The organism is Chryseobacterium gambrini, assembly GCF_900156825.1.
GTDB lineage: Bacteria > Bacteroidota > Bacteroidia > Flavobacteriales > Weeksellaceae > Chryseobacterium > Chryseobacterium gambrini.
On sequence record NZ_FTOV01000003.1, the window covers coordinates 40,450 to 52,915 of the forward strand.

Here is a 12,466-nt window from a genome sequence, read left to right on the forward strand (position 1 = left end):
ATTTATGAGCTTATACAAAGGTCTGAATATCTTAATTTTTAATTTTAAAGAAAAATCAAATGAAAATAAAAGATCATTTTCTATCTCAGGAAATTTTTGAAATTATTGAAACAGATACAAAGGGAGTTTTCAAGACCTCCCCTATTCCATCCAATATTTCAAAATATTATGAAAGTGAAGATTATATTTCCCATCATCAGGATTCCGGAAGTCTTAAAGAAAAACTGTATAAATTTTTACAGTCCTTTAATTTGCAGTACAAAAAAAATATACTTTTAGACCGAATCAGCAAAGGATCAAAAGTATTGGATTACGGTTGCGGAGCCGGAGAATTTGTAAAGTTTATAGAAAATGATTTCGAAACTTTCGGTTTTGAACCGGATGCAGATGCAAGAAAAGCAGCCCAGAATAAAATTTCAAAAGCTACTATTTTAGATAATATTCATTCCATTGAAGATAAAAGTCTGGACGCAATTACTTTATGGCATGTTTTTGAACATATCGAAAATCAGGACGAGATCCTCGAAATTTTCAATCGTAAACTGAAAGACAAAGGACTGTTGATTATTGCCGTTCCCAATCCTACTTCTTACGATGCGAAACATTATAAAGAATATTGGGCAGCGTATGATGTTCCGAGACACATCTATCATTTTTCAAAAAAAGGTATGGAAAATCTGATTGCCAAAAAGCCCAACTGGAAAATGAGAAAAATCAAACCTTTGATTTTGGATTCTTATTATATCTCTATGTTGAGCGAAAAATATAAAAAATCATCCCTATTTTGGCTAAAAGCAACGATCTACGGAACGATTTCTAACATAAAAGCCCTTTTTTCGAACGAATTTTCAAGTTTGATATACATTATCGAAAAAAAGTAGAAAATCGAAATTTAAGCCATTTCTGAAGGTCAATTTTTCAGAATTTGAGTCTTGAAAATCAAAATCCCGGGAAATTCTCTGGGATTTTATTTTTTATCAACTCCCCTACTCGATTCAAATTTTCAGAATATTTTTTTCACAAGATTAAATTTTGGAAAAAATCAGATCAGAATTTTAAAATTTGTTAGTAAAAAGTTAGTAACTCAAAATTTAACTCTATTTTTCTTTACCATTAAACTTTTCATACAAAGCATATTTTAATTTTTTGTGAAAATTAGAAAAATAACAAAAGTTTTTAAAATCCTCAATTTTCATCCTTTTAGAATTTTGAAAATTTTAATCATTACATCATCATCATATTTATTGACTTTTCGACTAATTTTGAAATTAACTCAAATATGAGCAATTAAGTAAAAAATGAATCAGCAAAAATTTTTATCCATTTCAGAAATTTCAATTCTCTGGTAATTTTCAAAGTTTGAGAATTTATTCTTTGATAAATCAAAAATGAAAATTTTTAATTTGTTCTTCGTATTTGAAAATTAAAAATACTGATCGTTTTTTAAGAACAATATTTAAACTTTAAAAATAATTTATAAAATTTTAAAGCTTCATAATAAACTTTTATATAACAAAAGATTTAAACACTTTAGTTTCTTAAATTAAATACTTAAACTGAAAAAGAATACATAAGTAAAAAAATCAAAGATTTTTCTCTTTGCAGACTTTTGTAATACTTTAAATAAATTCAATAAAGTCTTTTGTATCTTTTGCAGTTAAATTTAAAATGACTTTGAACAAGTTTAATAAAAAAGTCCGCCGAAAAAATCAGCGGACTTAAAATATATAAATTAATTTTCTTAATTGTTAATGGCAGCAACACCCGGAAGTTCTAAACCTTCCAGACTTTCCAACATCGCTCCTCCTCCGGTAGAAACATAACTTACTTTTTCTCCGTAACCGAATTGCTTCACAAACGCAACACTGTCTCCTCCTCCAACTAAAGAGAAAGCTCCCAATTTTGTAGCTTCGGCAATACTGTCTCCCAACGCAATTGTTCCTGCAGCAAAGTTAGACATTTCGAAAACTCCGATCGGTCCGTTCCAAAGAATCGTTCTGGAATTTAACAATACATCATTGAACTGATCTCTCGATTTCGGACCTGCATCCAGTCCCATCCAACCTTCAGGAATTTCGTAAATATCCACTTCTTTTCTGTCGGCATCGTTACTGAAACTTTCAGCAATTACTGTATCTGAAGGAAGATAAACTTTTACTTTATGTTCCTTCGCTTTTTCTAAAATCTCCAGTGCTAAAGGTAACTTATCTTCTTCCACTAATGAAGTTCCGATCTTTCCGCCTAAAGCCTTAATGAAAGTAAACGCCATTCCGCCTCCGATGATTAAATTATCAACTGCCGGTAAAATATTTTCTATAATGGTAATTTTAGTTGAAACTTTAGAACCACCAAGAATAGCTGTAACAGGTCTTTCACCGCTTTTTAGTACTTTATCAATCGCCTGAAGCTCTTTAGCCATCAATAAACCGAAAAATTTAGTTGATGGAAAAAATTTAGCAATAACCGCTGTTGAAGAATGCGCTCTGTGAGCTGTCCCGAATGCATCATTCACATATGCATCTGCTAATTTAGAAAGCTGTTCTGCAAAAGCTTCATCACCTTTTTCCTCTTCGTTATGAAAACGCAGATTCTCTAATAAAAGAATTTCTCCCGGTTTAAGCTCATAAGCAGCCTTTTCAGCCTTTTCTCCAACACATTCGTCCACAAACTTAACTTCCTGTCCTAAAACCTCAGAAACCTCGTCTACGATATGTTTCAGTGAAAATTCGTCTTTAACCTCTCCTTTTGGTCTTCCCAAGTGAGCCATTAAAATTACAGAACCGCCATCTTTAAGGATTTTATCCACGGTTGGTTTTACCGCAACAATTCTCGTATTGTCTGTTACTTTAAGCTGGTCGTCCTGCGGAACATTGAAATCCACTCTTACAAGCGCCTTCTTTTCATTGAAATTGAAATCATTGATTGTTTTCATATGTACATTTTATATTTTTTCGGGTAAAGTGAACCGACTTTGAGAATCCATTGGCTTCATTTTTTCCGGCAGGTCGAGTTCATTCATTTCGTTCAAATTTTGTTTCACAAATGTAAGATTTTAAAATTTTCAGAACGATTCAAGCTTTGAAAAGTTTTCAAAAAGTTTCCCGCAGACTCATCATTCATCAATCAACATAATTTCTTTTCTCTTAAAAAAAGAAAAATGATACTGTTGTTGAGTATTGTTAGTTTAGGGGATAAATTTTAATGAAATACTTTACCACATTTAATTTTAAGCCAATTCACAACTTATATACATTGTAATCCATTGATATTAGAGTATTTCACATCGTTATTAACAATTGTGGGTAACTTTCAGAATTTACTATTATTAATAAATATTTTATGGAAAAGACTGAGAATTCTCCCCAATAACTTTGTGTAAAAAAATGCAGGATCTATGAAAGTAAAATTCCATTACAAAATTTTTCAATGTTACGAAACTTTAGTTTTAGAACTTTTTTCAACAGTTACCCACAAGCGTTTTCACAATTAACTCGCAAAAATTTAAGACTTATCCACATTATACTTAACTTTGTGTGGAATAAATCTATTAAAGGCTTAATACAAGTATTATGAAAAGAAAAATAGCAATTGCTGCAGACCACGCAGGCTATGAATACAAGGAGATTGTTAAGAACTATCTTTCAGAACGTTTTGAAATTCAGGATTTTGGAACGTTTTCCACAGACAGTGTGGATTATCCGGACTTTGTACACCCCGCTGCTACATCTGTTGAAAACGGTGAAAATGAACTAGGAATTTTGCTGTGCGGAAGCGGGAACGGCGTTCAGATCACTGCCAACAAACATCAGAAGATTCGCTGCGCACTTTGCTGGATGCCGGAGATTGCTTCCTTGGCAAGACAGCATAATGATGCCAACATGATTTCTATCCCTGCAAGATTCATATCAAAGGAAGTGGCTATCGAAATTGCTGAAAAATTCCTTTCTACAGATTTTGAGGGAGGCAGACATCAGAACAGAGTTGATAAAATTCCATTTTGTTAAAATATATAAAGGCTTGTAAATCAGTTTGCAAGCCTTATTTATTTTTTATTTTGTATATTTGCAGCGTCCAATAGAAATTACCATCTATTATTTCCATACAAGCCTGTAGAAAATTTAAAAACACATTATTAAAAGGTTTTTCTCCACTCTTCTCCATATTTGTATTAAATTTATACAAAACTAAAACTTCCGTTGTAGAATAAATGGAAGGAAAATTGATGGGTTTTTACCAATAAACTAAACTTTAAGATTTAAAAAATCTCTTGTTAAAGGATGATTTAAATCCCTCTGATTGGGAGATCAGAATTGAAAATTTAACGAATTACAAATTAAAATGGCAAAAAAAAGAAAATATATAAGTCAGAAAAATGAACATAAACTAAAGGAAATCGGAAAACTGATCCTTAGATTTATAAATGAAAATTCCACGAAAGTCTACAACTATAAGCAGATTGCAGACGGAATAGATTATAAGAATCCGAGACAGAGAGAACTTGTGATTCAGGCACTGCACAGATTGCAGGCTGCCGAAAGAATAAAAGAAGCCGAAAAAGGAAAATACGTTCTTAACCTTAATATCAAAGGAACGTTAACAGGAATTATCGATTTCAACCAGTCCGGTAATGCTTATGTAAAGGTAGAAGGTCTTGAAGATGATATTTTTATCCACTCCAAAAACGTAAAAGATGCTTTGCAGGGCGATAAAGTATTAATTGTAACCTATACCTATAAAGGCAAAAAACTGGAAGGTTCTGTTCTGGAAGTCTTAGAAAGAACGAGAACAGAATTTGTGGGAACTTTGCAGATCGTTCCTCACAAAGATTTTGGTTTTGTGGTTTGCGATAAAAAGACCATTAATACCGATATTTTTGTTCCTAAACCTAAATTTGGAGGTGCGGAAGACGGGAATAAAGTGATCGTAAAAATGACGGAATGGAGACCGGGAGATAAAAATCCGGAGGGAGAAATTATCCAGGTTTTAGGAGCTCCCGGTGAGCATGAAACCGAGATCCACTCTATTCTTGCGGAATACGGACTGCCTTACGAATTCCCTGAAGAAGTGGAAAGAGATGCAGATAAAATCGACAGAAGCATCAATGAAGAAGAAGTTGCAAAAAGATGGGATATGCGTGGAATTACAACCTTTACCATCGACCCGAAAGATGCAAAAGATTTTGATGATGCGTTATCCATCAGAAAATTAGACAACGGAAACTGGGAAATCGGAGTTCATATTGCGGATGTTTCGCATTATGTGGTTCCGGGAACAATTCTGGATGATGAAGCTTACCAGAGAGCGACTTCCGTATATTTGGTAGACCGCGTTGTACCGATGCTTCCGGAAGTTTTAAGTAATGATGTCTGTTCGCTTCGTCCGCACGAAGATAAATTTACTTTTTCAGCCGTTTTTGAGCTGAATGACAAAGCCGAGATTAAAAAACAGTGGTTTGGAAGAACGGTAATTCATTCAGACAGACGATTTACGTATGAAGAAGCGCAGGAAAGAATTGAAGGAAAAGACGGCGATTTTAAAGAAGAAATCCTCATTTTGGATCAACTGGCAAAAATCATGCGTCAGAAAAGAATCAAAGACGGAGCGATTACTTTCGACAGAAGCGAAGTACGGTTCAATCTGGATGAAAACAACGAGCCTGTTGGAGTTTACTTTAAAATAAGCAAAGATTCCAACCATTTAATTGAAGAATTTATGTTGTTGGCGAATAAAAAAGTATCGGAATTTGTTTCTCTGAACAAGAGAGGGGAAATTTCACAAAATACTTTTATTTACAGGGTTCACGATGATCCGGATCCTGCAAAACTGGAATCTCTGAGAGATTTTGTGTCGACTTTCGGATATAAAATGGACTTGGCGAATACCAAAAAAGTAGCAGAATCTTTAAACAAATTATTGCACGATGTAAAAGGTAAAGGCGAAGAAAATATGATCGAAACTCTGGCAATGCGAAGCATGAGCAAGGCGGTTTATTCTACAGAACCTATTGGTCACTACGGATTGGGATTCGATTATTACAGCCACTTCACCTCTCCTATCCGTCGTTATCCGGATTTAATTGCACACAGATTGTTGCAGCATTATCTTGATGGCGGAAAATCTCCGAACAAGGCAGATCTTGAAGAAAAAGCAAAACACTGCAGTTATATGGAAAGACTGGCGGCAGATGCGGAAAGAGATTCTATAAAATTCATGCAGGTGAAATTTATGGAGAAACATTTGGGAGAAACTTTCAACGGGGTTATTTCAGGAGTGGCGGAATTTGGTTTCTGGGTAGAAATTCCTGAAAACGGTGCGGAAGGATTAATCAAATTAAGAGATTTAACCGACGATTCTTACTCTTATGATGCAAAAACTCACGCCGTGTACGGAAACAGACATGGTAAAAAATACCAGTTGGGAGATCAGGTTCAGATCAAAGTGGTTAAAGCAAATCTGATTCAAAAACAATTGGATTTCAAGATTGTTGATTAGATTTTACAACAAAGAACTATATTTAGAAACTGCAAGAAATTGCAGTTTTTTTTATTTTACTTAAAATTTATTTGATGGGAAAATACTGTTTTAGATTTATAAGAAATATGAATACTGTAGCTGTTTTACTGGGCTTGCTATTATGTATTGAATGCAAAAGAAATGAACAGAAAATAGTTACTGAAAAGAGCAATCAGTCTCATTTTATAAAAGACAGCTTACCGTACAGTCCGTCTCTGAAATCAGCTTTAACCCGAATTAAAAGTTTTGATGACGGTAAAGGATCTGATGTCGATGTAATTAATAATTTTAGAATTGAAGAAAATTCCTGGAAAGAAGAAATTGAAAATATTTATCTAAAACTTCATGAAAAGATCAGAAAAAATGATCCTGAATCTCTTTCTTCACTTGAAAAATACCATGAAAGGTGGAAAAACTATCTGGAATCATATTATTCCTTTAAAAGAAATTTTTTAGCGCATTATATCTATTCTAAGCAATGGATTTTTTATGTTTTTCCGAAATTGAGACAGGAATACAAAGATAAACTTATAGAATATTATGAATTGTATGAGTTTGATAAGTATTAATTGATCCGATGCTTTTCTTATTTGCTTTTTACAACATAAAAACTAACTTTGTATAAATAGATGAAATTATTTCATTGAAAACACCACTGAATGTTTGAACTTATATTATCTGCCATCGTTTTAGGATTCATGCTGAGTCTGGTTTTTATAGGACCTATTTTTTTCCTTTTAATTGAAACCAGCTTTTCGAGAGGTCCGAAACATGCTTTAGCACTGGATTTAGGCGTTATTTCTGCAGACCTTCTGTGCATTTTGGCAGCGTATTATGCGAGTGCAGATATAGTAACGCTCATCGATAAACATCCCGGATTTTACAGGATTACCGCAATTCTGATCTTTGTGTACGGAATTGTGATGATGGTTACCAAAACCAAGATGCATATTCCCGGAGAAGAAAAATTCATCAATCAGAACTATTTTAAAACATTCGTCAACGGTTTTTTCTTTAATCTTCTGAATGTCGGAGTCATCCTTTTCTGGCTTGTCACCGTTATTTCGGTAAGAAATCAGTATCCGGATACCAGTAATTTCATTTTATACATCGGAATCGTCATCGGAACGTATCTCTTTATCGATCTGGTAAAAATATTCCTTGCGAAGCAGTTTCACGACAGACTTACCCAAAAATTAGCCAACAGAATCAGAAGAATTGTTGGCGGAATTCTCATCATATTCAGTTTCTTTATTTTCTTGCAGAGCTTTAAAAAATTCAATCAGTTCGATAAAAGACTGGAAGAAGCAGAGAAAACTGAAGTAAAGTACAAAAAGACAAATGAATAAAACAATTTTTCCCAAATCTCTGAAAAAAGGCGATAAAATAGCCATTATTTCTCCTGCGGGAGCCGTAGAATCTTCCCAGCTTGAAAAGGGAATCGAAATGATTAAAAGTAAAGGTTTTGAGCCCGTTTTGGGAGAACATCTTTACACGAAATATGCAAACGGATACAACTACGCAGGAACCGAACAGGAAAGATTAAAAGACATGAACTGGGCTTTCAATGACAGCGAAATTTCCGCAGTCTGGGCTTCAAGAGGCGGTTACGGTTGTCAGCATCTTATTCAGGAACTTAATCTTAAAAACTTTACCAGAAATCCTAAATGGTATATTGGGTATTCAGACAATACGGTGATCCAGAGTTATCTGCTGAAAAAAGGCTTTGCATCGATTCACGGACAGACTGTAAAAACATCGAGCTTTGGCGTTACAGAAGAAAGTTACGATCTTATTTTTGATGTTTTAAAAGGAAAATCTCTTAAATATAGCCTCTCCTCTCATCAGTTCAACAAAAAAGGAAACGTTGAAGGACAGTTGGTCGGTGGAAATTTAGCCTTGATTTATGCGCTTTTAGGAACGAAATATTCCTTTGATTTTAAAGATAAAATTCTTTTCATTGAAGATATCGGCGAAAATTTTTATGCTCTCGACAGAATGATTATGAGCCTTGAATTAGCCGGAGTTTTTAATAAAATTTCTGGTTTGATTATCGGCGGAATGACCAATATGGGTGACGAAAAAGAGAACAAACAATACGAAGAAAGCTTTGATGAATTTGCCTACAAGTTAATTGCCGACAGAATTTCAAAGTACAATTTCCCAACAGTTTTCGGTTTCCCGAATGGACACATCAAAGACAACAGACCGTTGATTATTGGTGGAAATGTGAGATTGGAGGTTAAGAATAAGGCTAAGATTGAGTTTTTAGTGTGAGAAGTTTATTAGTTGATTATATTTTCAGTCCGGGATTATATGATGAAATCCGAATAATACATTTAGAAATTTACAGTGATTACAATTATATCCTTAAGTTTAATTGGTACAAAAAATATCGTGATAATGAAGCTTTAGATAAAAATAATTCTAAAAATTATAGACAGGAAACAGTATTTAATGATGTTCTTCCAAACAGGTTAAAAGAAAATTTAGAGGCTTTGCTTTCTTTCCACGACTTTGAAATTAAAACTTTTTATCCTCCATTAACTGAAGAAGAAAAAAAACAATATGCCCCACTTGATGTAAGGCATGAAGATTATCAGTTTTACATTTAAGGAATTAAATTCTGGGTTAATGTAAGTCCTTACATTTTTAAAAAGCAATTTTTAAAAACAGAACAGGAACTGTTGTTTGGAAAATTTCATGAAAATATAACAGAATGGTTGGACGAAGTTTATAAAAAATTAATAGATAGAGAAAATATTTAATAACTCAAAAACTCTCAAACACTTTATCTCAACAATGGCAGATCACAACGATTTTGGTAAAAAAGCAGAAGAATTGGCCGCTGAATATTTACAGAAAAACGGCTACAAAATTTTGGTAAGAAACTTTCGATACCAAAAAGCAGAACTGGATTTGGTTGCCGAAAAAGATAGTTTAATTGTAGTCGTTGAAGTAAAGGCACGTTCTACCGATGTGTTTAATCTTCCACAGGAAGCCGTAAACAAACGAAAGATTAAGTTGATTGTTTCGGCTGCCAATTATTTCATGGAAGAATACAATAAAAATCAGGAAGTACGATTTGATATCATTTCCGTTCTTCCTGACGAAAATAAAAATCTGATTATTGAACATATCACCGATGCTTTTGAAGCATTTGACGCCAACTGATTATGCAGAATATACATTGGGAAACAATATACAACGCTGTAGGATACGTTTTAAAGAATTATCCTTTAAAAATTGTTCTTTTCTGCTTCCTTTTCCTTGTTTTAGGTTTGCTGATAAGTTCCTTTTTGGTCATCATTCTAAAAAAATACAAAGCTTTATCGCGCAGCCAGAAATACTACAATTGGTTTGTTAAACTTTATATTCCTGCTATTTTTATTGTCAACATCGTTTTTTCTTTAAAAATAGGTTTATTTTGTGGAGTGTATTCCGCATTAAAGAAAGACAGTTATTCTATTTCCGAGCAGGTCTATAATTCCAGTACATATTATATCTTTAAAGACAACAGGTCTAAAAAAGTTTTTATTGAAGATCTCAGAAAAGCTGTTAAAGATCTCAGTCAGAAAAATAACAACGCAAAGATTAAAGTCATTGATATCGCGAAAGCATACCACATTAAAAATGATATGATAGACCTTCCAAAAAACTGGATGGCTTCCATGTTTGTGAATCGGTATGGAGATAAAATCTATTCATTTATTTTATACGGAATTTTGGATTCTGTTTCCAATGGTGGCATTACGAATGAGCTTTCTTATGGAGAGTTTAATACGATATCAGAAAAACTTGTGGTATTAAATCCAGAAAATATTGAAAAATCCATTGTTCAGAAAATTCAGAATCTGTTCTTAATGATTTTAAAATCGCAGTTTACGACCATTTTAAAAGGAATTTTATTGATTTGGGTGCTTTTAATGAGTATTCCATGGTTTGAATTTTGGATCTATACACTTCTGATGAAAAGATTAAAAGATCATAATACAATTCAAAAATAAAAAGTAAAAATGAAAACAATATTAATCACCGGAGCAACATCCGGAATCGGAAAATCTACCGCCGAACTTCTGGCAAAACAGGGAAACAGAATAATTATCTGCGGAAGAAGGTCGGAAGTTCTTGAAGATGTAAAAAATGAACTTTCACAATATACCGAAATATTTAGTTTGAAATTTGATGTCAGAAATCTGGAAGAAGTGGAAACGGCAATCAGTTCTCTACCTTCAGAATGGAAAAATATTGATGTTTTAATTAACAACGCCGGAAATGCTCATGGATTAGATCCTTTGTCTGCCGGAAAAACGGATGATTGGGATTCTATGATTGACGGAAATGTGAAAGGACTTCTGTATGTTTCTAAAATGATTATTCCCGGAATGAAAGAACGAAATTCAGGACATATCATCAACATCAGTTCCGTTGCAGCGAGACAGACATACGCAAATGGTGTGGTCTATTGTGCCACAAAAAAAGCAGTAGATGTTATTTCCGAAGGAATGCGTATCGAACTGACGGAATTCGGAATCAAAGTAACGAATATTCAGCCGGGAGCGGTAGAAACAGACTTTTCGATGGTAAGATTTAAAGGAGACAGCGAAAGAGCTGCAACGGTTTACGCCGGTTATGAACCTCTGAAAGCCGAAGATATTGCAGATTCCATTGCCTATTGCATCAATGCTCCGAAACACGTCTGTATTTCGGATATGACGATCTACCCTTCTGCTCAGGCGGAACCGAGAACCATTCACAGAAAGTCTTAACCTGAGTTTTTGATTATGAAACTTTTATCTTTGTTATTGGTCTTCTGTTATATTTTTGGATACTCACAGAAGTATTCAAAAGACGAAAAACAACTCCTTTCTCAGACGGTAAAACTGGATTCTCTGATACAGAATAACGATTCCAGAGTTTTAGATTTATTCGAAGATGATGTTTCTTTCGGACACTCCAATGGATGGATTCAGAACTATTCGGATTTTAAGAGAGATTTCGGCTCGAAAAAAGTTATTTATGATAAGATCGAACAGATTGAAATTTCAGAGCTTAAAAAAGATAAAAATATCTGCTCACTTAGAAGAAAAATAAAAGTTTCAGGAACTTATAAAAGCCAGAAATTCGAAATGATTCTTGCATTGCTGGAAATCTGGAAAAAGGAGAAATCGGTCTGGAAACTCTGGAGCAGGCAAAGTGTGGAAATAAAGCCATAAATTTGCAGTGAAACAATCGATTTGCATTTTGTTGTTGATTTTAAATTTAAAAAATGAAAATTCTATATCTCGAAACCTCGTCAAAAAACTGTTCCGTTGCCATCTCCGATAATGAAAAACTGTTGTGTGTAACGGAAGAAGTTTCTGAAAACTACAAACAGTCTGAAAGTCTGCATACTTTTGTAGAATGGGCTTTGGAAGGAGCCGGAATTTCCATGAAGGAAATTGAAGCCGTTTGTCTGGGGAAAGGTCCCGGTTCGTATACCGGATTGAGAATTGGTGCAGCTTCTGCAAAAGGTTTCTGCTACGGACTGAAAATTCCTCTGATTGCGGTAAATTCTATGGAAAGCATCATAGAGCCTTTTTTAGACCAAAACTACGATTTGATAATACCAATGATCGATGCGAGACGAATGGAGGTTTATACGGCGGTTTATGACGGAAAAACAGGCAAAGAAATTTCTGCAACCGAGGCTAAAATTCTAGACGAAATTTCTTTTGAAGAATTTAAAGATAAAAAAATCCTTTTTGCAGGAGACGGAGCCAAGAAAGCAAAAGACATTTTGCAGCTTCCGAATGCCGTATTTGATGAAAATTCCTATCCTTCTGCAAAATATTTAGTAAAAAAAGCACTTGCAAAAATAGAGCGGAAAGAATTTGAGGACATTGCTTATTTTGAGCCTTTCTATCTCAAAGATTTTCATGGAGTAAAGAAAAAAAATAAAAGCGAAGAGTAG

Annotated in this window: 13 protein-coding genes; 12 read left to right on the forward strand and 1 reads right to left on the reverse strand. The window is 33.9% G+C overall.

The window, feature by feature from the left end; all coding sequences use genetic code 11:
• Positions 1-59 precede the first annotated feature (59 nt).
• The gene (locus BW951_RS06400; RefSeq protein WP_076391053.1) at positions 60-881 is read left to right on the forward strand and encodes a class I SAM-dependent methyltransferase; all 822 of its coding nucleotides are present in this window, start codon (positions 60-62) and stop codon (positions 879-881) included.
• Between the two features lie 860 nt (positions 882-1,741).
• Here the strand turns inward: BW951_RS06400 and BW951_RS06405 are convergent.
• Complete coding sequence (locus tag BW951_RS06405; RefSeq protein WP_076391054.1) at positions 1,742-2,932, reverse strand: phosphoglycerate kinase; 1,191 nt, start codon at positions 2,930-2,932, stop codon at positions 1,742-1,744.
• 637 nt (positions 2,933-3,569) lie between these two features.
• Here BW951_RS06405 and rpiB point away from each other — a divergent pair.
• From rpiB to tsaB, 11 genes are all read left to right on the forward strand, one after another.
• Positions 3,570-4,004 carry a ribose 5-phosphate isomerase B gene (gene rpiB, locus BW951_RS06410; protein ID WP_076391055.1) on the forward strand — a complete coding sequence of 145 codons (435 nt, stop codon included), beginning with the start codon at positions 3,570-3,572 and terminating at the stop codon, positions 4,002-4,004.
• A gap of 334 nt (positions 4,005-4,338) precedes the next feature.
• The gene (rnr, locus tag BW951_RS06415; RefSeq protein WP_076391056.1) at positions 4,339-6,492 is read left to right on the forward strand and encodes a ribonuclease R; all 2,154 of its coding nucleotides are present in this window, start codon (positions 4,339-4,341) and stop codon (positions 6,490-6,492) included.
• Between the two features lie 74 nt (positions 6,493-6,566).
• Complete coding sequence (locus BW951_RS06420; protein WP_076391057.1) at positions 6,567-7,082, forward strand: hypothetical protein; 516 nt, start codon at positions 6,567-6,569, stop codon at positions 7,080-7,082.
• Positions 7,083-7,172: 90 nt separating this feature from the next.
• Entirely contained in the window at positions 7,173-7,862 is a 690-nt protein-coding gene (locus BW951_RS06425; RefSeq protein ID WP_076391058.1) for a LysE family translocator, read from the forward strand.
• Positions 7,855-8,790 (forward strand): S66 peptidase family protein, encoded by a 936-nt coding sequence (locus BW951_RS06430; RefSeq protein ID WP_076391059.1) that lies wholly within the window; start codon positions 7,855-7,857, stop codon positions 8,788-8,790. The genes BW951_RS06425 and BW951_RS06430 overlap by 8 nt, the downstream gene beginning before the upstream one ends.
• A complete protein-coding gene (locus BW951_RS06435) occupies positions 8,787-9,128 on the forward strand; it encodes a hypothetical protein (RefSeq protein ID WP_076391060.1) in 342 nt (113 codons plus the stop codon). Before BW951_RS06430 ends, BW951_RS06435 begins: the two co-directional genes overlap by 4 nt.
• A 187-nt stretch (positions 9,129-9,315) precedes the next feature.
• Positions 9,316-9,687 (forward strand): YraN family protein, encoded by a 372-nt coding sequence (locus BW951_RS06440; RefSeq protein ID WP_076391061.1) that lies wholly within the window; start codon positions 9,316-9,318, stop codon positions 9,685-9,687.
• Positions 9,688-9,689: 2 nt separating this feature from the next.
• The gene (locus BW951_RS06445) at positions 9,690-10,520 is read left to right on the forward strand and encodes a hypothetical protein (protein WP_076391062.1); all 831 of its coding nucleotides are present in this window, start codon (positions 9,690-9,692) and stop codon (positions 10,518-10,520) included.
• A 9-nt stretch (positions 10,521-10,529) separates the two neighbouring features.
• Positions 10,530-11,282, forward strand: a complete 753-nt coding sequence (locus BW951_RS06450) for an SDR family NAD(P)-dependent oxidoreductase (RefSeq protein WP_076391063.1) — start codon at positions 10,530-10,532, stop codon at positions 11,280-11,282.
• 15 nt (positions 11,283-11,297) lie between these two features.
• Positions 11,298-11,729, forward strand: coding sequence for a nuclear transport factor 2 family protein (locus BW951_RS06455; protein WP_076391064.1), 432 nt, complete (start codon positions 11,298-11,300; stop codon positions 11,727-11,729).
• Between the two features lie 53 nt (positions 11,730-11,782).
• Positions 11,783-12,466 (forward strand): tRNA (adenosine(37)-N6)-threonylcarbamoyltransferase complex dimerization subunit type 1 TsaB, encoded by a 684-nt coding sequence (tsaB, locus tag BW951_RS06460; RefSeq protein ID WP_076391065.1) that lies wholly within the window; start codon positions 11,783-11,785, stop codon positions 12,464-12,466.